Source organism: Saccharibacter sp. EH611, assembly GCF_009834765.1.
Lineage (GTDB): Bacteria > Pseudomonadota > Alphaproteobacteria > Acetobacterales > Acetobacteraceae > Saccharibacter.
Window position 1 is genome coordinate 224,914 of record NZ_WVHP01000021.1, and the last position, 24,115, is coordinate 249,028.

General features: G+C 52.2%; 17 protein-coding genes. 4 read left to right on the top strand and 13 right to left on the bottom strand.

Going from position 1 to position 24,115, the window contains the following annotated elements; genetic code table 11:
- Positions 1 to 56: 56 nt before the first annotated feature.
- From GS535_RS06355 to GS535_RS06375, 5 genes are all read right to left on the bottom strand, one after another.
- Positions 57 to 1,031: a TIM44-like domain-containing protein gene (locus GS535_RS06355; RefSeq protein WP_202401521.1), complete on the bottom strand. Its 975-nt coding sequence runs from the start codon at positions 1,029 to 1,031 to the stop codon at positions 57 to 59.
- A 6-nt stretch (positions 1,032 to 1,037) separates the two neighbouring features.
- Positions 1,038 to 2,384 carry a TldD/PmbA family protein gene (locus tag GS535_RS06360; protein WP_160791280.1) on the bottom strand — a complete coding sequence of 449 codons (1,347 nt, stop codon included), beginning with the start codon at positions 2,382 to 2,384 and terminating at the stop codon, positions 1,038 to 1,040.
- Positions 2,381 to 3,649 carry a pitrilysin family protein gene (locus tag GS535_RS06365; RefSeq protein WP_160791281.1) on the bottom strand — a complete coding sequence of 423 codons (1,269 nt, stop codon included), beginning with the start codon at positions 3,647 to 3,649 and terminating at the stop codon, positions 2,381 to 2,383. Before GS535_RS06365 ends, GS535_RS06360 begins: the two co-directional genes overlap by 4 nt.
- 104 nt (positions 3,650 to 3,753) lie before the next feature.
- A complete protein-coding gene (gene thrC / locus GS535_RS06370) occupies positions 3,754 to 5,154 on the bottom strand; it encodes a threonine synthase (RefSeq protein WP_160791282.1) in 1,401 nt (466 codons plus the stop codon).
- A 26-nt stretch (positions 5,155 to 5,180) separates the two neighbouring features.
- Entirely contained in the window at positions 5,181 to 6,197 is a 1,017-nt protein-coding gene (locus GS535_RS06375; RefSeq protein ID WP_160799177.1) for a hypothetical protein, read from the bottom strand.
- A gap of 94 nt (positions 6,198 to 6,291) precedes the next feature.
- Here GS535_RS06375 and GS535_RS06380 point away from each other — a divergent pair, with 94 nt between their 5' ends.
- The gene (locus GS535_RS06380; RefSeq protein ID WP_160799178.1) at positions 6,292 to 8,010 is read left to right on the top strand and encodes a tetratricopeptide repeat protein; all 1,719 of its coding nucleotides are present in this window, start codon (positions 6,292 to 6,294) and stop codon (positions 8,008 to 8,010) included.
- On the opposite strand, the gene GS535_RS11150 is transcribed toward GS535_RS06380, so the two are convergent.
- Entirely contained in the window at positions 7,948 to 8,250 is a 303-nt protein-coding gene (locus tag GS535_RS11150; RefSeq protein WP_160791285.1) for a hypothetical protein, read from the bottom strand. The genes GS535_RS06380 and GS535_RS11150 overlap by 63 nt on opposite strands.
- Entirely contained in the window at positions 8,247 to 9,662 is a 1,416-nt protein-coding gene (locus tag GS535_RS06385) for a PepSY domain-containing protein (protein WP_160791286.1), read from the bottom strand. Before GS535_RS06385 ends, GS535_RS11150 begins: the two co-directional genes overlap by 4 nt.
- A 364-nt stretch (positions 9,663 to 10,026) precedes the next feature.
- Between GS535_RS06385 and GS535_RS06390 the strand changes: the two genes are divergently transcribed.
- Both GS535_RS06390 and GS535_RS06395 read left to right on the top strand, forming a co-directional pair.
- Positions 10,027 to 10,974, top strand: coding sequence for a GNAT family N-acetyltransferase (locus GS535_RS06390; protein ID WP_160791287.1), 948 nt, complete (start codon positions 10,027 to 10,029; stop codon positions 10,972 to 10,974).
- A 201-nt stretch (positions 10,975 to 11,175) separates the two neighbouring features.
- A complete protein-coding gene (locus tag GS535_RS06395) occupies positions 11,176 to 13,389 on the top strand; it encodes a TonB-dependent siderophore receptor (RefSeq protein ID WP_160791288.1) in 2,214 nt (737 codons plus the stop codon).
- Between the two features lie 422 nt (positions 13,390 to 13,811).
- Here the strand turns inward: GS535_RS06395 and GS535_RS06400 are convergent, their stop codons facing one another.
- Both GS535_RS06400 and mutS read right to left on the bottom strand, forming a co-directional pair.
- Positions 13,812 to 16,583 (bottom strand): [protein-PII] uridylyltransferase, encoded by a 2,772-nt coding sequence (locus tag GS535_RS06400; protein WP_237442213.1) that lies wholly within the window; start codon positions 16,581 to 16,583, stop codon positions 13,812 to 13,814.
- Between the two features lie 77 nt (positions 16,584 to 16,660).
- Positions 16,661 to 19,333, bottom strand: coding sequence for a DNA mismatch repair protein MutS (gene mutS, locus GS535_RS06405; RefSeq protein ID WP_160791289.1), 2,673 nt, complete (start codon positions 19,331 to 19,333; stop codon positions 16,661 to 16,663).
- Between the two features lie 109 nt (positions 19,334 to 19,442).
- Between mutS and GS535_RS06410 the strand changes: the two genes are divergently transcribed.
- Positions 19,443 to 19,919, top strand: coding sequence for a GAF domain-containing protein (locus GS535_RS06410; RefSeq protein ID WP_160791290.1), 477 nt, complete (start codon positions 19,443 to 19,445; stop codon positions 19,917 to 19,919).
- Here GS535_RS06410 and murJ read toward each other — a convergent pair.
- The 4 genes from murJ to tsaD are packed head-to-tail and all read right to left on the bottom strand — an operon-like array spanning position 19,905 to position 24,095.
- Positions 19,905 to 21,464 carry a murein biosynthesis integral membrane protein MurJ gene (murJ, locus tag GS535_RS06415; RefSeq protein ID WP_160791291.1) on the bottom strand — a complete coding sequence of 520 codons (1,560 nt, stop codon included), beginning with the start codon at positions 21,462 to 21,464 and terminating at the stop codon, positions 19,905 to 19,907. The two genes, GS535_RS06410 and murJ, sit on opposite strands and share 15 nt — an antisense overlap.
- A gap of 36 nt (positions 21,465 to 21,500) precedes the next feature.
- Positions 21,501 to 21,995, bottom strand: a complete 495-nt coding sequence (locus GS535_RS06420; protein WP_160791292.1) for a glutathione peroxidase — start codon at positions 21,993 to 21,995, stop codon at positions 21,501 to 21,503.
- Positions 21,996 to 22,035: 40 nt separating this feature from the next.
- Positions 22,036 to 23,007, bottom strand: a complete 972-nt coding sequence (locus tag GS535_RS06425; RefSeq protein ID WP_160791293.1) for an NAD(P)H-dependent glycerol-3-phosphate dehydrogenase — start codon at positions 23,005 to 23,007, stop codon at positions 22,036 to 22,038.
- Positions 23,004 to 24,095 carry a tRNA (adenosine(37)-N6)-threonylcarbamoyltransferase complex transferase subunit TsaD gene (tsaD, locus tag GS535_RS06430; RefSeq protein ID WP_160791294.1) on the bottom strand — a complete coding sequence of 364 codons (1,092 nt, stop codon included), beginning with the start codon at positions 24,093 to 24,095 and terminating at the stop codon, positions 23,004 to 23,006. The genes GS535_RS06425 and tsaD overlap by 4 nt, the downstream gene beginning before the upstream one ends.
- Between the last annotated feature and the right edge of the window lie 20 nt (positions 24,096 to 24,115).

Sequence of the window (24,115 nt, forward strand, 5' to 3'; positions counted from 1 at the left end):
CTGAGGATAAATCCTAGGGGGGTTTCTTTATGGAAGCGTGTAAGAGAGGCCTCTTTTTATCCCGCTTGCTGGATAGCGGAGAGGATCCAGTTTCCACGTCCTTCTGCACGGGCAAAAGTCCAAAGTTCTGTAACCGTTTGTGGCTCTGTGCGGCTGCCATCAATGACATTGCCCATTGAGTCTGTCGTAACGTCAATCAGTGAATAACGCAGGGCGACCGTTGCGTAGGTCATGTCATTCTCATGCCAAGCTTCTGACAGGTCTCCGCGGAGAAACTGAACTTGAGAGACAACATTACGAGCCCCACGGCTGGTGAGGTTTGATAGCTGCTCGTTGAAGTAGCTGACCATCTCAGGTGTTGCTAGACGTTGGAGAGACGCAATGTCCTGATTGCTCCACGCTTCTTGCACATTAACGAGAAGTTTCTGAAAAGCGGTATAATCCTCTTGAGAGAGCGAAACAGGGGCGCTGCTTGGCTGAGAGGAAGGGCCAAAAGCATTCGTGTTAGTGCCACCAAACGAGGAGTTTCCGGACTGATCCGCCGTGTTCGGAAGGCTCGGCTTTTTCCACAAACGGATGAGCAAGCTGATAATTCCGGCAATGATAAGAACCTGGAATAGGAAGCCAAAGAAAGAGCCCCCACCACCTGAGAAGCCGCTAAAGAACCCGTGGCCACTCAACATGCCGAAAAGCCCAGCTCCGATAAAACCACCAGCAAGACCACTGAGGAACGGATGGCGTGCTGTAAAGGGGGGACGTGCCTGACCCATAGCGCGGCTCCCGAAGGAAGAAGCCCCCATTCCCATACCGCCACGGCCCATAGAGGAAGGCGGCGCTTGAGGTGTGACGCTGCGCTCCATCGGACGAGACCAGTTGGGGGTCAGAGAGGTACGCGGTGCTTCACTCCATGTGTGAGAACCGCGGCTTCCCATTGAGCGGCCACTGCCTGCGCGTGCATCAGCCTGCGGGGCAAAAGCGACTAACGGCAGGCACATAAGGGCCATAAAGAGAGAGAAAAAACGGAGACGCATAATCGGTTACTCTCCTGCTATCGTCATCGAATCGATTCGAATACTTGGTGCGTTAACGGCTTGGTCAAACTGAAGATCATCAGCGGGGCGAAGATGAGTGAACATCTCATGTAGGTTGCCAGCAATGGTAAGACCAGACACAGCTTCCGCTTTATGACCATTGCGGATCATAAACCCAGAAGCTCCACGACTGTAATCTCCTGTGAGCATATTGATAGCATTACCCATTAATTCTGTAATAAGCACCCCTTCTTTGATGTCCTGACAGAGTTCTTCAACGCTAACGCTGCCGGGCTGGAGGAAGAGGTTACTGCTACTTGGATGAACCGACCCATCGAGCGAACGAACGGCTCTCCCGTTGGGGGTGAGGGAGAGCTGACGGGCACAGCGACTATCGAGGAGCCAATGGTTGAGGACGCCATTTTCCACGATATTTAACCGACTGGTTGCACAGCCTTCGCCATCAAAAGGACGAGAACCAGCCTGGCGGGCAAGGGTTGGGTCATCGGTGATGGTAATACCCTCTGCAAAAATGCTCTGGCCTATTTTGTCTTTGAGGAAAGAGCTGCCCCGTGCAATGGCCGAGCCATTGATGGCGGAGGCGAGATGACCGAGCAACGAAGAAGAAATGCGACGGTCAAAAATCACCGGATAATGGCCTGTTTTGGGGCGTCCCGGGTTGAGTCGTGCGAGGGCTCGCTCTGCTGCCTCATGGCCAAGGGCCTCTGGTGTACGGAGGTCTGCTTGATGGAGGGTGCTGTGGAACGCGTAGTCGCGTTCCATCTTATCGCCCTCACCAGCAAGCACACTTACCCCCAAACCGAACTGACTGCGCTGGTAGGCTCCGTAAAACCCGCCGCTTGTAGCTAAGGCGATGTCAGTGCGACCAGCGCTCGCGGAAGCCCCGCTGCTATTGGTAATGCCTTTATGGGATAGCGCAGCTCGCTCCATCTCCAGAGCTTTGTCGAGGAGACGGGCTGTGTCTGGTGCTGGACTGTCATCAAACAGATCAAGTGAGCGTATGAGCGCTTGTTCTGGAGCTTCTAGGGGATGGTCAGCTAAGCCATCATAGGGCGAAGGGGGCACGATTTTAGCCATTGCGCAGGCGCGTTCAGCTAATTGGTCAAGCGCGTTAGACGATAGGTCATTACCTGATACGGTTGCGATGCGTTGTCCCTGAAAGACACGTAAACCGAGGCTGATATTGTCAGCATGCTTAATGCCTTCCGCTTTGCCTTGGCGCACCATAGCAGACTGGCTATGGCTGCGTGTGGCAACCACATCGGCATGGTCGGCCCCGTGGCGTTTGGCGGCCTGTAAGGCTTGCTGCAGGAGAGAGGAAAAATCGTTCATGCTGCGGCCAATATGTCATGAATGTTCTGAGGTGAGGGAATATTTTCTGCCGGCCCCATTGTGGTGACTGTTGGAGCCCCGGCAAAGAGCGTGCGTGCCATTGCGAGCACGTCTTCTTCCGTGACGGCGTCAATTTTAGCGATCATCTCTTCTGTGGAGATGAGGCGACCGTGAATTTGCAACTGACGAGCGAGCTGGGAGCAACGGCTTCCCGTGCTTTCAAGAGACATTAGCAGCGAGGCTTTAAGCTGCGTGCGTGCACGCTCGAGCTCTCCCTCTCGCAGACCCTTTTGCAGCCCTGTCAGTTCGTTGAGCATAGCGGGAATGAGTTCATCGGTTTTTTGAGGGCTCGTGCCTGCATAAAGCCCAAAAAGACCGTTATCGGAGAAGGGACTGGCGAAGGAATAGACGCTATAGACCAGCCCACGCCGTTCACGGATTTCTTGGAAAAGACGTGATGACATTCCACCGCCGAGGATGGTGGAGAGGATCATGGTGCAATAAGCGTTACGGTCACGATAGCCCGGGGCCGGGAAGCCGAGCAGCAGATGCACTTGGTCAAGCTTGCGTGGGGTTTGATGGATCCCACCGCTATAATGGGCATCGTCTGCTGTTGGTGGCGTATGGGAGGGGAGGTCTGCAAAATGCTCACGCACTTGTGTGACAACATCGTCATGGCGGAGATTGCCTGCCGCAGCGACGATGGTGTTCTTAGTGCTGTAATGGGTGTGCATATATTCCATCAGCGTTTCACGCGTCATGGAAGAGACAAGCTCTTCACTGCCTAAAATAGGGCGGCCGATGGATTGGTTGGGAAAGGCTGTTTCTTGGAAATGGTCAAAAACAATATCGTCAGGTGTATCGTTTGCTTGGCCGATTTCTTGTAAAATCACGCCCCGTTCACGCTCAACTTCTTCGGGAAGGAACGTGCTATGGGTGAGGATGTCACCGATAAGGTCAATACCGAGCGATAAGTCCTGCTTAAGAAGCTTGACGTAATAGGCGGTACTTTCACGGGCTGTATAAGCGTTAATATAACCGCCAACATTCTCAATTTCTTCTGCGATTTGAGCGGCAGAGCGGCGTTTGGTGCCCTTAAAAGCCATATGTTCAAGAAAATGGGCGGCCCCATTATGGGAGGCGTCTTCAAAACGACTTCCTGTAGCGACATAGGCACCAAAAGAAACGGTCTCGAGATGCTCCATCCGTTCAGTGACGATAGTGAGGCCATTATCGAGAGTCGTACGTTCGATCTTTTCGCTCATATAAATTATGCGGTTCCTAAAAAGGGGGGAAAGAAAGGTGCTCCCATGACGTATTCTTTCGAGAACGCGCTCATGGGAGCTTTGATGTGTCACTCAGTGACGGTTTAGCGAGCGCGATGATGAGCCAGGACGGCTTCTTTCACACGGGCGAGGTCATTGGGGAGGACGTCATACCGTTCTTCACGGTCGAACAGATCCGCCAAATGTGGGGGAAGTTCTGGGTGAATTCCTGTGGCAGCTTCTACCGCATCGGGGAACTTTGCTGGGTGGGCTGTTGCCGCTGCGACCATCGGAATACCCGCTTCTTTGTAATAAGAGCCGGTGGCGAGGCCAATGGCGCTGTGGGGATCAGCCAAATAATGGCTCTCTTTGTGGAAGCGGCGCATAGCGTCTGATGTTTTGTCGTCATCCAAAGCATGTCCACGGAAGATGGTGCCAATTTTTTCCCACGCATCGTGCGGGACAGCCATAAAGCCCGTCTGGCGGAATTCTTCCATGATAGCGCGGCAACGGTTGGGGTCGCGGCCTAGCATCTCAAAGAGGAGACGCTCGAAGTTGGAGGAGACCTGAATATCCATTGAAGGAGACAGGCTTGGTTCCACAGAGCGCACACGCATATCATTATTGAGCAAGAAGCGTGTGAGAATATCGTTTCGGTTTGACCCGACACAGAGCTTCTCGATCGGAAGGCCCATTTGTCCTGCGGCCCAAGCGGCGAGAATATTGCCGAAGTTCCCTGTTGGCACAGCAAAAGAAACAGGGCGATCTGGCCCGCCAAGGGCAAGAGCTGCACGGATATAGTAGGGGATTTGCGCCGCAATACGGGCCCAATTGATGGAGTTCACCGCAGAGAGTGAGCATTCCTGACGGAATGTTTCATCGGCGAACATAGCTTTTACCATGTCCTGACAGGTGTCAAAGTCCCCATCAACGGCGATATTGAGCACGTTTTTGTCATGCACTGTCGTCATTTGACGGCGCTGCACATCAGAGGTGCGGCCGTGAGGGTGCAAAATGACGATGGACACACGCTCACGCCCACGGAACGCTTCAATGGCTGCAGAGCCTGTATCGCCCGAGGTTGCGCCAACAATCGTGACGTGGCGGTCGCGTTCTTTCAAAACATGCTCAAACAAACGGCCCAGCATTTGCATGGCCATATCTTTGAACGCGAGCGTTGGGCCGTGGAAGAGCTCAAGGGAAAACAGCCCTTCTTCAACCTCCACGAGGGGGGCAATAGCGGCATGGTCAAAACGGCCATACACGTCGCGGCACATCTCGCGCAGCGTTTCACGATCAATACTGCCTTCTGTAAAGAGCCCAATAACCTCAGCGGCGAGGTCGGGATACGGCAGTGAGCGCCAAGCGGTCAGCGTGTCGTGGGAGACATGCGGCCAGTGCGTGGGAAGATAGAGCCCTCCATCATTGGCGAGGCCACTGAGGAGAATATCGGAGAAGTTAGGGGCACTGGCTTCGGCCGTGCCGCGAGTGGATCGGTAACGCATGATGTCTCTTATAACACAAAAGGAGCTCAGGGCAGCCCAATCTCGGCGATATGGGAGGACTTTTGGGCCGATGAGGGGTCGTTTTCTTCAAGCAGTACCGCAATGCGGGCGCTCGCTCGGGAGCTGCGTGGTAACAGTGCAATATCACGCGTATGGGTCAGGCGCGGGTCATGAAGAAGACGAAGAGGAATGCGGTCCGCCCCGAAAGCGAGAAGGTCGCCATGGTCAATATCGACCATATAGAGCGTATCGTTCGCGCTTATGGCGAGACCGCCAAGGCTCGGGGTGCGGCGCCAGTTGGCCATGCCTTCAAGCTGCTCAATAGGGCTAACGCTTGGGTCAGTCACCAAAGCCGTTGCGAGGCGGTACAGAGGGCCCGTTGGGGTTTGGTAGAAGAGCCATTGCCGGCTACGATCCATCACCATAAAACGCACGTTCCCACCGGAGCGCGGTGTGCCGTCTGCTGTGGTCACTTCTTTCCCATCTCGTCGGAGAGGGCTGTGAGAGCTGAGAGAGGGAGAGCCTTCAAGAAGGCGGCGTGGTTGTTTTTTATCAAGATCAATGACCACGAAAGCGGGGTTGGGATCATCAACAAGATAAGCGTGTTGATCGGTGACCTGAAGGGCGGAGAAGCGACTGCCAGAATGGCTGACGCTTTTGAGGGGGAAACGGCTGGCAATCGTCCCTGATGACGGAGCAAAAGACAGTAGTTCTGCAGAAGAGCCAGTGGTAATGCCCCAAAGCCCTTGATTGTTAGCAGTGAGGGTGGTGAGAGGTGGAAGGCCGCTCAGTGGGTACAGCTGCCCATCCACAAGGTCAATCCGTTGTGGTGTTCCGTGGGAATCGAGGCTGTAAAGTGTGCCGCTGGGCAGGGCTGTTAGTGCCCCTTCAACAGGCGATGACAGAGGATGGTCGGAGATAAAACGGGCTGGAACGGGGGCGTCTTGCCATGGCCGGTCAGCATGAGCTTGCGTGGCACCTGTCAGTAAGGCACAGGCTCCAAGAAAGCACGAAGAAATCAGGCGAGAAAAACGCATAGTCATACACTGCATGTTTGTGATTCTAAGGGCTTTTGGCAAGATAAGAAGCACTATTTGAGGTGATGAAAGCGAAAGAAACCGTTTGAGGGAGAGATTTATGGAAGACTCACCTCTTCATGAGGCACTGAGCGCTCTACAGGCGGGGCATTTTACAGAAGCTGAAAGAAGGGCACGTGAGGGGATCACTCAGCGTGGCGCGATGGTGCCGGAGGCTGTGCATATTCTCGCTTCTGTTGCGTTATTGCGTGGGCAGTCAGCAACGGCTGTGGCTCTGCTGGGGCGTCTGATGCAAGAACCGCAATCGTCCTGTTCTGATGCGTTAAATGGACGGATTCATCAAACATTAGGGCGAGCGTTATTGGCGGAAAATCAACCTGAAGCTGCGCGGGCGGCATGTTCAATCGCCGTCATGTTATGCCCCGAAGAGGCAGCGTCGCACGCGGGACTAGGGGAAGCTTATCTTGCTTTAGGAAACGCCGGAAAGGCCGTGCGTTCTTTGAGGCGAGCTGTGCGGCTAGCGCCACAACAGGGCGCCTTATGGGGGTTGCTCGCGCAGGCGCAGCAGAAGCGCGGGGCGTTGGGGGAGGCGCTACAGTCATGGGAAAGACTTTTGGAGTTAGCCCCCAAAGATCGTGCTGCATGGGCGAATTATGGCGGTGCGCTTTTTACGGCGGGACAGTGGGATAAGGCGGATGCTGCGCTAAAAGAGGCTTTAGACCAAGGCTGCTATACGGCGGAAACGCTCAATAATATGGGGCTTGTGCAAAGTGCATTGGGCTATATGGATAAGGCCTGCGATTATTTCCAAAAAGCCCAGCATCAGCTCCCTAGTGATGCCGCTATTATGATGAACTGGAACGCTGCTCTCTATGATAAGGGCGATAGTGCCGCCGCTTGTGCGTTGTTAGATCATTTTGAAAAGGAATATGGCACGTTACCGGCGAAAGCCCAGTTTAATCGGGCGGCCTTGTTTTTGGAGAAGGGGCAGTGGCGAGAAGGCTGGCAGGCTTTTGAAAAACGACGTGATTTTCTACCATTACAGCTTACGCGTCCTTTACCGCATTGCCCTCTTTGGTCAGGAGAGGCAGGGGAGGAGCCGATGGCTCTCTATGCTGAGCAAGGGTTGGGTGATGCTGTGCAGTTTCTGCGTTTTCTGCCTGACGTTATAAAGCGACGGCCTGTGCGTCTGCAGTTTCCCCAACCGCTGATGGATCTTGTCGAGCAATGCTTTGCTCTTCCAAAAGAGCGGCTTTTGCCGAGTGAGGGGCCTGTCATAGCGCAGCAAAGTCTTTTAAGCGTGCCCTATGCTTTGGGTATGAAAAACCCTCCTTCCTCATCGCCATATTTAAGTACTGGCTCGGAGGAAGAGACGTGTGTTGTTGGGCTTTGCTGGGCGGGTAATGCGTCTTATAGGTTTAACCGACGTCGTTCGATTCCTGTCGCACTTTTGGAGCCACTAAGGCATGTTAGAGGCGTGCGCTTCCTGAGTTTGCAGCAAGAGAGTGATGTGCCGGAATGGATGGAGCGTGTTCCGCTGACGTCTCTTACGGAATTGGCGGCGGCGATTGGTCGGTGCTCAATCGTGGTGAGTGTGGATACGTTGGTTGCTCATCTCGCAGGGGCGCAAGGCCGTCCTTTATGGTTATTAAACCGTTATGGAGGGGATTGGCGCTGGAAGCGGCCTCACGATTGGTACGAAAATGTCAGGATCTTTCAAGCCGACAAAGCAGCGCCGCCCTATGAGGCGTGGCCTTCAGTGATTAAGCGCCTTATCGTGGCGTTGGAAAAGCGCTTCCCAGATTCTGAACGTGTTTAAGAAGGTGACGCCCATACTGATGAGCGGTGCAGAGAAGCTCCAGATAAACAGCCCCACGATACCCTCATAAAGGCAGCTTCCAAAGAGAGCGAGGGTCGGGCATAGGAGGCGCAAGAATCGCTGCACTGAAAGAGAGTAAGGGAAGCGATAGAGCGCACGGCGACGATAGCTCGGCTGCACACTGAGATGGAAGAGGCAGGCGAGGCCCCAGCCAAGAAGTGATAGACACAGAGTAATCATGACAGACGGCTTCTACGATAGGCAAAGAGACTGAGAAGACCCACTGTTCCTCCACAGCCATCAACACTAAGGAAGAGTAATGGTCGATCTGTAACCAAGGGACGTGTTAGCAAATCTATGGGAAGAAGACCCATTCCCATAATACAAAGAAGTAATAACTGACATCGTGCAGCATTGCGGAAGCATAGAGCATGTACGAGACTGCCAGCCCAAAGAGCAAAAAAGAGGGCTGTTTCCCAAGAGCGAGGCGGCAAAACTGGAAGTGCTGGCAAACGGGTGCTCCATAGCAGGCCCAGTGTTGCAATAGAGAAACCAATAATCGTAGCGGTATTGAAGGCATAGATCACACGCAGCCCCAAAGAATTGTTAGGACTTCTGCCTTTCACCTGGCGGCACTCTGTTTTGTAAAAAAGAATCAGACCACTGGCCATGAGAAAAGCACCGACAATCCCGAGGCCGAAATAAAGCCAGCGCATTGTGGGGCCAGCCCAACGCATGAGATGTATTCCGGTTAGAAGACTATGAAAGTCAGGGCAGTATGGGAGAGTGGGAGGGACAGGATGTGTGGTACTGATATGAGCACGGGTGATGCAAAACGTCGCTTGGTCTGGACGGTAGAGGTAAATATCGTTGCCGATTGGCATAAAAAATCCCCCCGCTGTGTCCCCCCATACATGTTTCCCTTGTGCTTCTAATGCCGAGAGGCTTTTTGAAGAAAGAGGGGCCGTGTTTGTGGGGGGAAAGGAAAGATGGACAGGGGAGGGAGGAAGGCTGTTGAGTATGTTTTGTATCTGTAAAATTCCCCCTGAAAGCCCAATGATAAACACTAATGGCAAGGTAAGCGTGCCAATAAGGAGATGAAGATCCAGCCAAGAGCGATGGGACGATGCATGGGGACGAAAGAGCATGAGGTCGCTCAAAAAGCGCCGCCAATGTAACATAACGCCCGTTATCAGAGGGATAAGAAGAGTAACGCCTAAGAGAGAGACTAAGCTACGGCCCCATAAATTGGGCAGGAAAAAATACGCGTGAAGCGTGTTGAAAAATGAGCTTCCCACAACATCGCGTGTTGGCAGGGGCTGACCCGTTTCTGGGTGAAGGGCGGGGCCGTGGAAAAAGTATCCATCATACTGCCAAAGGCGGAAAACCGGGTCGCGATTGAAGGGGAGGCGGAGGAAACTAGACGTTGTTTCGTGCTTCTTTCCTTCAGGGAGGAGGAGCTTTTCTGCGTGAGTAAGGCCATTGGTAGTTTCTGGAGCCAGAAGAGCTGTTTGGGGTTGCATCCATTGTTGGAGTTCGAGGTTGAACGTAACCAGTGCACCGCTCGCAAAGAGAACGAAAAGCCCCACACCTACAGGAAAACCAGTCCAGCGGTGGAAAAAGACAATCCATGAGCGAAGAGCTGGAGACATAGGAAGCTGCCTTCAATGTTCAAGCGGTTGTTGTTAATAATAAGTTGCATCTATATATAATGTATAAAAAATACAAGATTTATTTTCTTGCTGAGGGGAATGTAAGAATGTGTGATCTCGGGAGAGTATAAATATAAATAAAACCACGTTTATCATTGATAGGAATGATATATATTTAATTAAATAAGTGTATTAATCACTATCATAAAGTTATTTTGTATGTGAAAGTATTTAATTCACAAAATTTTGCGTATCATTTGTCTTATCTACGGAAGTGAAACATTAATGAGTTTACATTAAATAAAAATTTATAATTAATATTATTTAATTTCGTGAATGAATTAAAAACTAATATTTTTTATTCATGACAAAATTTTCATCGTGCAGCAGAGAGCGATCTATTTTCCACCAAGATTGGTGGTTGGAATGTTCAACCGGTCGCAAGATTTCCTATATCAATGTTGAAATGGGGGGGAGGGTTGTCGCTGTTCTTCCTTTTTTGAGGAAAAGTCGTTTTGGTTTTTCTGTTATCAAGATGCCAAAATATACACGGACATTAGGGCCATATTTTGACTTACCAGCCTCAAAAACTTTTCGGCGTCAGCAGAATATACGCCATGTTGTGGATGAGTTTGTATCTCGTTTGCCTAAAACGCACGGAATACGGTTTTTTATTGACCCAGAAAATGAGTCGGCTTTTGCGTTTAAACTCGCTGGCTTTAAAATCTATCAAGATTTTACGTTCCGGGTTCCACGTCACAAACCGTTAGATGAAGTATGGAGGGATTGTGACCAAAAAACACGCAATTTAATCCGAACGGCACAAAAGAAGTTGACGATTCGTTATGAGGGAACAGTAGAGGCATTTATTGCTCTGTCACGCAGAGAGGTGCGCCATAATACTCATGACTTCTCTCTTTTACGAAAGCTTTTTGCAGAAGCTTATAAAAGGGGGCAGGCGATTGCTCTTTATGCGTATGACGGTGGCAATTTGGTGTCCGCTGCTTTGCTTATATGGGACGATAATGTTTTGTATTATTGGCAATCTGTAAGGTCTGTAGAGTCGAGAGTTGCGGGTAAAAATATGCTTCTTATATGGAAAGCAATTGAAATAGCGAAAAAAAGAAATTTAATATTTGATTTTGATGGATTTGGTTCAGTAAAATCTGCTGTTATGCTTGCTAGTTTTGGTCAGAAACCAGTGCCACAACCAGAGATCGTCCGTGAGACATTCATCTATAAAGTAGAAAGGGTAATTAATAATTTTGTTAGAAAATACATTACTAAGAAAAGCTATAAGTATGATTTCTGACATAGATGGGATGATCTCTCACCTTTTGATATAGTAAGAATTATCACTGTTATTACTCTTTTCTGAAAGAAACTTGTTTCTGTTATGGAACAGATGTTTGAGAAAGAAGGTGAAAGAAAATTTAATTTTTTGTTGCAAATAATTCTCATTTCCATATAGAGGACGCGTTTTTCATCTTATTTGTAAGGTAGAGCACGCGATATGCCCGTTTCCTTCCGCTTCACACGCTGCTCAGCAGGTTTGTTTTGTTTGTTGGGAGGAGGTCTTTTGCCTGATGGTCAGGCATTGGCTGAAACCGCGGTACAGTCTGAAGAGTCACATAAAGAGCAAAAAGACGCCTCAAAAGTGTCTGTTGCCCCTAGTAAGCAAGAGAACATTATTGTCAGAGCGCGTCGGCGCGAACAAATGCTGGTCAAATCAGGCGGACAGTTGGGGGTTTTGGGGAATAAGAGGGGTCTTGATGTTCCCTTTAGCATTCATAGCTACACCTCAAGCTTGATACTTAATCAGCAGTCTCAGACATTGGGACAAGTTCTGCAAAATGATCCTGCGGTTCGAACGACCTATGGTTATGGGAATTTTTCAGAACTTTTCGTAATCCGTGGTTTCCCTGTCTATGGCGATGACGTGTCTATCAACGGCCTTTATGGCATTACACCGCGCCAGCTTGTCTCGCCGCAGCTTTATGATCAGGTGCAATTGCTTACGGGAGCGAGTGCGTTCTTAAATGGTGTGGCGCCGGGGGGCACGTCGATTGGCGGGACGATTAACCTACAGTTCAAGCATGCTGATGATGACCCGCTTTTGCGTTTAACAGGTGATTATACCAGTAGTGCTATGGGAGGCGGCAGTATTGATATGAGTCGCCGTCTTGGAGACCATAAAGCCTTTGGTATGCGTCTGAATGTGGCGGGTATGAGTGGTCAAACATCTATTGAGCACGAACGTCGTCATTCAACCGCCCTTGGGTTTGATACGGATTGGCACGACGAGAAAACGCGTATTTCTTTGGATATGAACTATCAAAATCAGGGCGTGCGACAGGGGCGGCCCGGGCTGTTGCTTGGTTCTAGTCTCACGGATACGCCGCGCCCAGTGTCACCAGCACATAATTACGGCCAGCCTTGGAGCTATACAGAGCTTAATTATATTTTCGGGATGCTGAATGTTGAGCATGACGTTAACAAACACCTGACATTTTACGGTGCTTTTGGGGGGATGGGCAGCGATGAGAAAGGGAATTACGGCTCTCTGACCGTTAATAATGCTGAGACCGGTGACGGTACAACAGGCTCTATGTATGTTCCATATCGTCAAACTAACGAAAGTACGCGTGCAGGGGTAAGGGCGCATTTCCGGACAGGGCCACTTAAACATGAGATGAATGCGGGTGGTTCTGGCCTTTGGGAAGATACGGCGACAGCGTATTCATTTGGGAATTCCACAGCGAGCAATCTTTACAACACTCAGAATTTCGCACAGCCGACACCGACTTGGTATGGCGGAGATGTTAGAAACCCGAAGACGAAAAACACCATACGCCTGTATAGTTTGTTTTTCTCTGATACTGTTTCTGTGTGGCACAATCGTATTGCGCTTACAGGTGGTTTCCGTTTTCAAAATATTCGAACAAAGAGCTTCGGCTATAATTCGCGCGCTCTTGAAGAGGAGTATGATCAAAACGCGATCACGCCTGTTGTGGGGCTCGTTGTGCACCCAACCAAGCATAGTGCTCTCTTCTTTAATCGCAGTGAGGGGTTATCACCGGGGCCACAGGCTGGCAGCACCTATGTTAATTCCGGACAAATCTTTGCGCCTTACCGAACCGAGCAATATGAAATTGGTGCGAAATATGACATCGGAACGCTTAGTACGTCTTTAGCGTTTTACCGGATGACACAGCCTAATGCTTACGGTGTGCCCTATGGTAATACCGGGCAAGCACTGTACACGATGGACGGGCGCCAACGGAACCAGGGCATTGAGTTCAGCTTACATGGCCAGATTATCAAGGGGCTGCGCTTTAATGGTGGAACATCTATTACGCAGGCCGTACAACGGCGGACATCAAGCCGCGCGACGCAAGGAAAGAAAGCGGTTGGTATTCCGAGTTATACGATCAACGGGAATATGGAATATGACCTGCCGTTCCTCAAAGGTGGAACTTTGACGGGGCGTGTCACTCATACAGGGCCACAATGGGTGAATGCGACCAATACGCAACGTGTGAAAATATGGACGAGCTTTGACCTTGGCGCTCGCTATACGTTCCTCGCCATACATCATCATCCGATGACGATGCGCTTCGGGGTCGAAAATTTGGCGAATACGCGATATTGGGCCTCAGCTTACGGAGGATACCTGACAGCTGGTATGCCAAGAACCTTCAAGTTCTCTTTATCGACAGATTTATAAACGCGTAAAGCCGGGCGTTCTTCTCCTTTCCGAATGATGGATATATGTATCGTTTCTTTCTCGGAAAGGAGAAGAAGGGTGACATGGACACGAAGATGATTTCAATGTGTCATAGCAGAGGCTGTTATTCTCGCCGTCTTAACGCCGTTTTTGTTTGTCATGATAGGTTTTGCGGGTGATGTGCAGTTGGGGCGCCCTCTGGAGGTTGGGGATACGATTATGTTCTCAATCCTGTTTTCGCCTCTTGTGGCGCTTCTCAGGGTGTTGGTCGCTTGGTCTTGCTATAGACGAGGCTATAACGGCCTTGTATGGGGAGTGGTATGTTTTTCTCCCCAGTTGGACAGTTGAATGAGTGCGTAACGTTCGCTCTCTTTCCCCAGGATAGAACGCCGCTCTGTTAAAGATCGGATAGAAGCCCGCTGTCAAACGTGTTCAATGGCAGGATTGGTAAGAGCGTGAAGCAGGGCTTTTCTGATTTTTTCTAAATGAACGGGATCAGTCAATTTCCGACCGTGTTCATCATGGAGATAAAACACATCAACAGCGCGTAGCCCGTAGGTCGTGACATGAGCAGAAGAAATGTGCACACCCTCACGGCTCAGTGTTGTTGTGAGGTCATGCAGCAAGGCGGGGCGGTCACGTCCATTAGCTTCGACAACGCTGTACCAATCAGAAGCGTCATTATCGACAATTACTCGAGAGGGGATAGGAAGCGCTTCTAGGCGACGGCTGAGCGGCGGCGCTGCGGAGGCCAGCGCTTCATCTAGATTAAGCTCTCCCTTCAAGGCTGTTGTAATACAGTCGCGCACGCGTTCTAGATGGTCTTCTTCTTCAAATGCTTCACCGTATGAATCTTGGATCCAAAAAGAGTCGAGTACGGTGCCGTTACTTAATGTATGGATACGTGCATCGGCAATAGACGCGCCACAAAGAGCTAAGGCCCCAGCAATTTCTGAGAACACACCAGGTTGGTCAGGACAAATAATGGTGAGTTCAGTAATGCCGCGTGAAGGGAGGGGATAGATATCGACTGTAATGCGGTCATTGTCCGCTCTGTTCAGATGGTTATGAACAAGATGAGCATGGCGCAGATGAGTCTGCGTATCAAACCCTAACCAATAGCCCGGTCGTCCAAGCTGTAGGAAATGCTGAACGCTCGCTTCAGGTAATGACGCGCTCAGAGCCTCACGTGTTAGGGCACGTGTTTGGGTGACGCGTTCATCATTTTCGCTGGCTTGCATGCCGCCGTCTAATACATCAGCGATGCGCGTATAGAGGCGATAAAGGAGTGTTGCTTTCCAAGCATTCCACGCACGCGGGCCGACAGCACGAATATCAGAGATCGTGAGCAGAAGCAGCAGGCGGAGGCGCTCTGGGGATTGAATAATATCGGCAAGGTCGAGGATCGTATGCGGGTCATCAATATCGCGCGTAAAGGCGGTGCGTGAGAGGAGGAGATGATGAAGAACAAGCCATGAAACAGTATCAGTGTCGTCTGCTGAGAGATTGAGCTGCTGGCAAGTCGTGACGGCGATCTGTGCGCCAATTTCAGAATGCCCTCCACCGCGTCCTTTGCCAATATCATGCAGTAAAGTCGCGAGGAACAAAGCTTGCCGTGCTTGGAGATTGCGTGTGAGCCCATAAACAGCTGGAATTTCATCAGCCATATGGCCATTTTCGATCTGACGTAAAATTCGCACAGCTTCGATGGTATGCTCATCAACGGTGTAAATATGGTACCCGTCAAATTGCGTACGTCCTAAAATACGAGACCACCCCGGCAGGAACCGCGCAAGAAGGCCAGTTTCATTCAGGACAGGGAGCCAAAAATTCTTTTCATCGTCGCGGATAGGGGGAGATGATGTTTTTGGTGCGGGGGCACAAAGAAGATTGAGAAAAATCCTAATCGTAGCAGGATCATGTTTGAGGCGGGTAATATGGCGTTCGAAACGAATGAGCTGTTGAACAGCGGCGGGGTGAAGGGGGAGTTCATGGCGGCGGGCACAATCCAATAATCGAAGAAGGGTCTGAGGATTGCGCGCAAAAGCTGTTGGGTCTGTGAGGCTTAGACACCCATCAATGCGGCGGAACTCTTCAGGCCCCTCTTCGACATAAGGTGGACGACCGCGTTGCTGGTTTTGTAAATAAAGAAGCACGGCGGGCTGTAGAATATGCGTCAAGCGCATGATAGAGCGTGCCATGAGGAAATAATGGCGCATAAAGCGTTCAACGCCGCGCTGATGTCCATGATTAGCGTATCCCATACGGGCGCCAATGATGGGCTGTACATCGAACGTGAGACGTTCTTCATTTCGTCCTGTAACGTAATGAAGATGCAGTCGCACCGTCCAAAGAAAGTCCCATACTTTTTCGGCGCGATAGGTTTCGCGTTCTGTAAAAAGACCAAGCAGAACGCACGCAGGAGCTAAGCCAAGCTCACGACGGAGCGGCGTTGCGCGGGAGATCAGAAGACCGAGAGAAGCACGACCAATCCAGTTCAGTACTTGAAGGTCACGAAGTCCCCCGCGGCCGGCTTTGAGGTGAGGTTCAACAAGATAGGGCGTTGCGCCGTAATGGGTATGGCGATCTTCGCGTTGAGCGATGGCTTCCGTTACAAAATGCTCCAGCGTAGGGCCGGTAAGATAAGCGCGCAGGGCGTGGTGGAGAGCGTCAGCACTTTGTTTGTCGCCGTAGAGAGGGCGTAAATCCAGCAAGGCGGTGCAGGTGGTAAGGTCTTCTTGCGCACTCTCAAGGCATGTTGCTTGGGAGCGCGTTGCATGTCCCACGCGGAGACCGAGATCCCATAACGTATAGAGAACATATTCAATACAGCGTAGAAGATTTTCTGACGGCGTATCATCGGTCAAAAAAAGCAAATCGACATCACTAAAGGGCGCGAGTAGCCCTGCACCGTACCCTCCTGTTGCGCAAAGGCAAAATGTTTCGTCTTTATCTGTATCGCCATTTGGTAAGCCTGCGTAACTACAAAGATCAACGGCGATTCCGTCCATGAGCGTAGCGAGGGCGCGCGCAGCCTCAGTTCCTGACAGATGTCGTTTTTCAAACTCATGACGGATATGTTTACGTTCATTGCCCAAATGCCGCCTGAGCCGCTTAACTGCTTTTTCCCGCGGAAGGTTATGCAGAGCAGCAGGAGAGCGTGTGGCTACGTTTTGTTGGTCGGCTTGGGGCATACCGTGAGATCTGTCGGAGTCGGGGTGAAAGGAGCGTGATGTTTTCGTTTTAGTGTTGCGCAGTCTCATCATGACGTTCAAGAAAAACCTTTCGTCATCATATCTTTAAGCCGATAAAGTGCCGCATGTGCATCACGTGGAGAGAGCGCATCGGGGTCGAGCTCGTCCAAAGCCGCATGGAGGGCTGAAGGCTCGGGAAAGAGTTCGTTTTCGTCTAGCTTGGCAGAGGGGGGGGATGTCTCGAAGAGGGGGAGTTCTTGCGTCTCATCAGGAGAGACAAGATTTTTTTGCTCATCTTCTAGACGAGTGAGGAGTGTCTTTGCCCGTCGGATTACAGAAGAAGGGATACCAGCGAGACGGGCAACATGGAGGCCCCAGCTTTTATGAGCACTGCCGGGCTTGACTTCATGTTGGAAGACAACGTGACCGTCCCACTCTTGCACAGCCATGGTGTAAGCTGCAAGCTTAGGAAGTGTGTGCAACAGCCCGCTAAGTTCGTGGAAATGCGTCGCAAAAATGGTGCGTGACCCAAGTTGGGAATGCAACGCCTCCAATGTGGCCCATGCGATCGAAAGACCGTCTAAGGTCGAGGTACCGCGGCCAATTTCATCAACGACAACAAAAGAGCGCGGCCCTGCTTGGTTTAAGATAGCGGCTGTTTCGGTCATTTCCACCATGAAGGTGGATCGTCCACGAGCGAGGTCATCTGCGCCACCGACACGGGAAAAAAGCCGGTCGACCACACCAATATCAGCGCTTTCTGCAGCAACGGGAAGGCCGGCTTGGGCGAGAATAACGGCTAGGGCTGTTTGGCGTAGAAAAGTGGATTTCCCCGCCATATTAGGGCCGGTGAGCAGCATGACGTGCTTTTCTGGCGGTAGAGCGCAATGGTTGGGGATGAAACGGGCTTCCGGTGAGGCGCTGCGTTTAAGGGCTGCTTCAACAACGGGATGACGCCCCGCTTGAATGGAGAATTCTTTACTATCCGAAACTATAGGGCGGCACCAACCGCCTTTGTCTAACAAGGCCGCACAAGAGGTGAGAACGTCTAGTTCAGCAAGGGCGCTGGCGATCTCATCAAGTTCGGGCGTTTGGAGAATATGCTCAACGAGCGTGTTAAAAATGTGCCGCTCAAGCTGCATGGCTTGTTCGGAAGACTCGAGAATCGCTTTATCAAGAGCGATAAGCTCATCATTAGCAAAGCGCGTTAGGCTAGCGGTGCCTTGGCGGACATAAAGATCGTCACGTTGGCGAAGCTTCGCACCTGTGGAGGATGGCACCTCAATGACATAGCCGAGCTGGTTATGATGGCGAATGCGTAAATTGGTGACGCCATACTCTTCCGATAAACGCACCTGAAGCTGGGCGAGTGCGCGGCGGCTATCGTCACGAAGGCTGCGGAGGCGGTCAAGCTCCGGGTCAAAGCCCGCTGCAATGACACCGCCATCTTCAATCTTCACGGGGAGTTCGTGGGCTAGCCCATGATCAAGTCGCTCAAGCAGAGTATCAGCTCGTCCGTACAAGGCGGAACCAATCGCTCGGATTGCTTGCGGCATATCGTCAGAAGAAAAGGCCGCGAGCTGCTCGGTTACATGGTTAGCACTACGGAGCGTATCGCGGACTGAGGCAAGATCCCGCGGGAGGGGACGCCCACTGGAGATGCGCCCAAGGGCACGAGAGCAGTCCGGTGTCTGACGAAGCGTTTGACGAAGCTGTGGGGTCAGTTCTTTTTGACCATGCAGCCAAAGCCACCCCTCTTGGCGTCGTTCAATACGAGGAAGGTCTGTAATGGGAGTGGAAATCCATCGCGCCAGAAGACGCATTCCCGCAGCGCTATTGGTGTGATTTACGCTGGTAAAGAGCGTGTGTTCTGTTCCGCCATCGCGGGAGCGGAGAAGATCTAGGCTGGCGCGTGTGGCGGGGTCTAGCCCCATAATCTGTCCATGCCCTTCGGGGATAGGCGGGCTAAGACGGGGGAGACGCCCTGCTTGGCTGCGGCGCACATAATGCAGCAATGTTGCACAGGCGATGAGCTGCTCATCTGGGAAGTCCCCTAGCGCTTCACTATGAGCGACATGATAGGCTTCTGCGACGACGGCATCGGCTTTATCGACAGTGAGGCGCGTGGTGGATGGCGTGAGACGTTCGTGATGCTCCTCGGGAATAAGGGCGGGATCCGCCAAAATTTCTGAGGGATCAAGCCGGGCGAGCAGTTCGGTAAGGTTTGCTGTTGGCTGGGAGACGGTTTCGACCGAGCCGGTTGAAATATCAATCCACGCCGCCCCTAAAGGGGATTTGCGGCGTTTTACTGGGGCTGTAATGGCCAGCAGAATATTAGGGCGTCCGGCCTCAAGCAGTTCATCCTCAGTGAGCGTGCCGGGCGTGATAACACGTGTAATTTCCCGTTTTAATGGGCCTTTTTGGCCTTTCGTTGGTGTTTCTGTTTGTTCTGCAACGGCAACGCGGAAGCCACGGCGGATCAAGCGTGAGAGATAGGCTTGGGCAGTTCCTACGGGAACACCGCACATAGGAATCGGCTGGTCGTCATGGGTACCGCGATGGGTGAGGGTGATGTCGAGTGCCGTAGCGGCCGTTTCGGCATCACCAAAGAACATCTCGTAGAAATCACCCATGCGAAAGAAAAGTAGCGCATCAGGTTCCTGATCCTTCAGTGTGAACCATTGAGCCATGGTGGGTGTGGCTTTTTTGACTGAAGACGTCAGAGACGGTGAGGCGCTGATATCGGGCATAGAACCGTGCAGATGTGGAAACAGAGATATTAAATTTTCATTATACGGAAAAAATTAGTCTTGTCTGCTCTCTCTTGCGAGAAGGTGAAAAGCTTCTAATCTATGGTGCATGAGTACAGCACCCCAACAATCTATCGCGTTTGATGATGTTTTTCCGGTTGCCCAAGGGCTTTTGGAGGCAGAATCAGACCCTATTGCTAACATGGCCAATCTCTCAGCTCTGCTTTACGAGGCATTGCCTGATGTGAACTGGGTTGGGTTCTACATCATGCGTGATGCAGAGCTTGTTTTAGGCCCGTTTCAGGGACGGTTAGCCTGCACGCGTATTCCCGTTGGACGGGGTGTGTGTGGCGTTGCGGCGCATTCACATTCTGTGCAGCGCGTGGCGGATGTGCACCAATTTGATGGTCACATTGCGTGTGATGGTGCGACCGAATCGGAAATTGTGATTCCCATCATTGTGAACGGCGCGGTGTACGGGGTGCTAGATATCGATAGCCCACGGAAGGATCGCTTTTCTGAGGATGATCAGCAAAAGCTCATCGCGCTCGTTAAATTACTTGAAGCTGTTTTACTGGCGTTGTAGGCGGCGCTTGACCATTTTGCTCAGCTCGGAAGGGCTGAGCACTCGGAAGAAGACGAGCAAAAGAGCGTAAATCAGCGCGCTGGATACAATCAGCGCGCTGAGCATCATTAAGCGCGGCAGAGCGTGCCATGTTGGAAGGGTAGGGGCGAGGAGCCATTCTCCACCAAAGGCCCATCCTGCCATCAGCACAGCAGATAGAGCGATGAGCAGGTTACGTTTGGCCGTCTGTGTTGTTGGGCGGAAAGCGGCGCGTTTATAGAGCATGACCCCCAAAATAATCATATTCACACAAGCGGCGATGGTACTGGCAAGCGGCGGTGCGATATGGGCAAGAGTGCGATAGAGCAATAAGTTCAACACAAGGTTCAGTGCGAGTGTGAGGAACCCCACACGGACGGGGGTTGCGGTATCGCCTTCAGCAAAAAAGGCCGGCGCTAAGAGTTTGACGACAATAAAAGCGGGGAGGCCGAGCGCATAAGCGCGCAACGCTTCACCTGAATGGATGACATCGCGTGGAGTGAAATGACCATAGCCAAACAAGCCGGCGATAATCGCAGGGGCTAAGGCGAGCAAGCCCATGGTCGCCGGGAGGGTAAGGAGTAACGCGTAGTCCAGTGCTTTGTTGAGGCTTGCCTGCATGGCAGGGCGGTCTTGGTCGGTCACATGGCGGGTGAGGAGTGGCAGCAATGTTGTGCCTAATGCGGCCCCTAAGACACCGAGGGGGAGTTGATTGACGCGATCAGCGAAATAGAGCCACGAAATAGAACCTGTCGGTAAGAGGGTGGCAATGATTGTATCAATCGTCAGGTTGATCTGTGTGACACCAGAGCCGATTAAGCCGGGAACCATCCGTCGGATGAGCAGCTTTACGTCGCGTGACAGCATGGGGAGGGAAATGATGGGCAGTACACCGACGCGTTTTGCGGCCCATAGTAACCCACCAAGCTGTACAATGCCCGAGACTGTAATGCCCCATGCGCTGATGCGTGCGACGTGATGGGGGCAGAAGAACGCCCCAAGGAGAATGGCGGTAATCCCGACCACATTAAACGAGACATAGGCCGCTGATGCTGCACTAAAATGGTTTCGCCCATTGAGCACACCGGCGACGAGGGCGGCCCCGCAAATGAGCACGGTGTAAGGCATAGTGATGCGGGTAAGCTGCACAGCGAGTGCGAAACGCTCTGCGCCGCCATGGCGGAAGCCCGGCGCTGTGAGGTCAATGAGCCACGGCATACAGAGTTCAGCAATGACGGTCAGCAAAATAAGCCACGTCAAAAGTAGTGAGAAGGCCTGCCCAGCAAGGACGAGTGCACTATGGCGGCCCTCTTTTTCATAGCGTGCTGTAAAGAGCGGCACAAAGGCTGCGCTTAGTGCGCCTTCCCCAAAAAGGCTGCGGAACATATTGGGCAGGCGCAGGGCAAATTGATACGCATCTTGAACCGGGCCAGCCCCCAAGAACATAGCGAGCAGTTGATCTCGGACAAGCCCGAGAAGGCGGGAGAGCATTGTCCATCCGCCAACGGTTAAAAGATTACGCAGCACGGCACAGGCCTTGGGGAAAAGAGGGCATGAGAAGGGTTAAAATTTAAAGGTGGTGCGCTGCACTTCTTCGAGAAAACGTGGCGCATCGGGACGTGTCAGCGGAGTAAACCATCGTTGAAGTCTGCCTTCACGATTGATGAGATATTTATAGAAGTTCCAGCGTGGCCGCGAGAGGAAGCCTCCTTCATCTGCGAGCCAGCGGAAGAGCGGGATCGCATGAGGGCCACGCACAACACTTTTTGCTGCGAGCGGAAAGCTCACACCGTAGCGTCGTTGGCAGAACCCTTGAATGTCGTCTGCGGAACCGGGTTCTTGCTTGCCGAAATCATTGCTCGGCACCCCCAAAATGACCAAGCCATTGGGTGTGGAATGGCCCAAGGTGCGCCAGAGATATTGCAATGCCTCATATTGGGGGGTGAACCCACATTCGGACGCAGTATTGACGATGAGGATTGGGCGTCCCTTCCATTGGGAAAGGTCAATCTCTCCCCCTTCAAGAGCGGGGAGGCGGAAATCATAGGCCGTTGTCATTGTCTTATTCCGTCATAAGCGAGGGGCAAGAGAGGGTGAGTTATTCTAAAGCAGGGGGGCGATCGAGTAGCTCGTCACGGGCGCGTTCAGGTGTCAGCTCTCCTGACAGAAGGCGTGTGATGGTGTTGATGATAGGGGTCTCAATTCCGTGCCGTTGCCCAAGCTTTTGGAGGGTTGGCGCGGTAAGAACGCCTTCAGAGACGGTGCTGCGTTGGGCAAGAATAGAATCCAGACTTTCCCCCCGACCAAGCGCGATCCCGAGGCTATAATTGCGAGACCCTGGGCCCGTGGCCGTGAGGATGAGATCCCCCATGCCCGCTAAACCATAAATGGTGCGGGCTTGTCCGCCCATCGTTTCAATCAAGCGGCCAAGTTCCGCTAAAGAGCGAGTAATGAGTGCAGCGCGGGCATTTTCCCCCATCTCTGCACCAACGGTAATCCCAGCCCCAATGGCGATGACATTTTTAGCCGCCCCGGCCATCTGCACGCCAAAAGGGTCATTGCTGGCATAAAGGCGTAATGTCGGGGTGGTAAGGCGTTTGGCAAGGTCTTGAGCAAAGGACAGGTCTGATGCTGCGAGTGTTGCTGCAGCAGGGAGTCCTTTTGCGATCTCAATGGCGAAGTTGGGGCCAGAAAGAACCGCTGCTGGATGGTCTGGCATGGTTTGAGCAAGCACTTCGAGAGGGAGCGCAAAGGTGCCTTGTTCCATCCCTTTGCAGCAGGTGATAACCGGCACATGAGCAGGAAGGTTTTTTTCGAGTGCTAGGGACGTATCGCGCAGGGCTTGGGTGGGGACGACCAGCAGTATAACGTCAGCTTCATGAGGGAGGGTGTTGGTCACAGACACACGTTCTGGCAAGCGCACATCTGGTAGGCGCGGCATAGAGCGTGTATCCGGAGCAACAGGGCTGCGTGTCCATAGGGACACGTTGGCGATTTGAGCGGCGCTGCAAGCGAGGGCCGTGCCCCATGCCCCAGCGCCGATCACGGCGATATGAGGAAGCCGGGTCATGGCAATGTCTCCACGGAAGAAGATCGATAGGGTTGGCGCTCAGAAAGCGGCCAACGTGGACGGGGTGCTATGGCAATATCGTTAGGCCTTTCCCCTTGGGCAAGGCGTTCTAACGCAGCCCAGCCAATCATAACCGCGTTATCGGTGCAAAGCCTTAATGGAGGGGCGAAGAAAGGAATGGCGTGCCGTTCGGCAACGCTTTCTAGTCGTGCGCGTAAGGTACGATTGGCTGCTACACCGCCTGCAACAACAAGGGCGGTGGCGTGCGGGGCTAGAGCGAGGGCATGTTCGGCCCGGTCTTCCATCACATCGGCCACAGCACGTTGGAAGGATGCAGCGAGGTCAGCGGCAATGCGATGAGGGAGGGCAGCCTTCCCATAAGGTTCAATCAAGCGAGAAACGGCTGTTTTAAGGCCAGAGAAGGAAAAATCACATCCGTCCCGCCCTTTGAGAGGGCGTGGCAGCGCATAAGCGGCATCATCGCCCTCTGTCGCAAGTTTTTCCAGAGCAGGGCCGCCGGGCCAGCCGAGACCGAGCATTTTAGCGACTTTATCAAAAGCCTCACCTGCTGAATCATCAATCGTGCCGCCTAAGCGACGATAATGCCCTGTTTCTTCGACACTCACGCATTGGCAATGCCCACCAGAGACGAGCATAGCAAGATAGGGGAAGGAAAGCGTGATTCCCTCATCAGCAAGAGCACTGGGAAGACGTGGTGTTAAAATATGTCCTTCGATATGATTGATGCCTATAAAAGGTTTCCCCTGTGAGAGGGCGAGCCCTTTTGCGTAGTTACTCCCAACGATAAGCCCCCCAATAAGACCGGGGCCTGTGGTCGCGGCAAAGAGGGCGATATCACCTAAAGTAAGGCCAGCACGCTCGAGGGTGAGATCAACCAAATTTGGCAGAATATCAAGGTGTGCGCGGGCTGCAATTTCCGGTACAACACCACCGAGAGCGGCGTGACTTTCCTGCGACAAAAGGGCTTCAGAAAGGACGGTTCCGTGGGCATCAAGGATCGCACACGCGGTATCATCGCACGATGTTTCGATCGCAAGCAAAGGGGTAACAGAGACAAGACTGGGCATAATAATCGTATTATGCCGAA

Excerpts from the sequence above, each read along its gene's own strand:
- GS535_RS06355 (WP_202401521.1), bottom strand. The coding sequence starts at position 1,031 with ATGCGTCTCCGTTTTTTCTCTCTCTTTATGGCCCTTATGTGCCTGCCG.
- GS535_RS06360 (WP_160791280.1), bottom strand. The coding sequence starts at position 2,384 with ATGAACGATTTTTCCTCTCTCCTGCAGCAAGCCTTACAGGCCGCCAAA.
- GS535_RS06365 (WP_160791281.1), bottom strand. The coding sequence starts at position 3,649 with ATGAGCGAAAAGATCGAACGTACGACTCTCGATAATGGCCTCACTATC.
- thrC (WP_160791282.1), bottom strand. The coding sequence starts at position 5,154 with ATGCGTTACCGATCCACTCGCGGCACGGCCGAAGCCAGTGCCCCTAAC.
- GS535_RS06375 (WP_160799177.1), bottom strand. The coding sequence starts at position 6,197 with ATGACTATGCGTTTTTCTCGCCTGATTTCTTCGTGCTTTCTTGGAGCC.
- GS535_RS06380 (WP_160799178.1), top strand. The coding sequence starts at position 6,292 with ATGGAAGACTCACCTCTTCATGAGGCACTGAGCGCTCTACAGGCGGGG.
- GS535_RS11150 (WP_160791285.1), bottom strand. The coding sequence starts at position 8,250 with ATGATTACTCTGTGTCTATCACTTCTTGGCTGGGGCCTCGCCTGCCTC.
- GS535_RS06385 (WP_160791286.1), bottom strand. The coding sequence starts at position 9,662 with ATGTCTCCAGCTCTTCGCTCATGGATTGTCTTTTTCCACCGCTGGACT.
- GS535_RS06390 (WP_160791287.1), top strand. The coding sequence starts at position 10,027 with ATGACAAAATTTTCATCGTGCAGCAGAGAGCGATCTATTTTCCACCAA.
- GS535_RS06395 (WP_160791288.1), top strand. The coding sequence starts at position 11,176 with ATGCCCGTTTCCTTCCGCTTCACACGCTGCTCAGCAGGTTTGTTTTGT.
- GS535_RS06400 (WP_237442213.1), bottom strand. The coding sequence starts at position 16,583 with ATGCCCCAAGCCGACCAACAAAACGTAGCCACACGCTCTCCTGCTGCT.
- mutS (WP_160791289.1), bottom strand. The coding sequence starts at position 19,333 with ATGCCCGATATCAGCGCCTCACCGTCTCTGACGTCTTCAGTCAAAAAA.
- GS535_RS06410 (WP_160791290.1), top strand. The coding sequence starts at position 19,443 with ATGAGTACAGCACCCCAACAATCTATCGCGTTTGATGATGTTTTTCCG.
- GS535_RS06420 (WP_160791292.1), bottom strand. The coding sequence starts at position 21,995 with ATGACAACGGCCTATGATTTCCGCCTCCCCGCTCTTGAAGGGGGAGAG.
- GS535_RS06425 (WP_160791293.1), bottom strand. The coding sequence starts at position 23,007 with ATGACCCGGCTTCCTCATATCGCCGTGATCGGCGCTGGGGCATGGGGC.
- tsaD (WP_160791294.1), bottom strand. The coding sequence starts at position 24,095 with ATGCCCAGTCTTGTCTCTGTTACCCCTTTGCTTGCGATCGAAACATCG.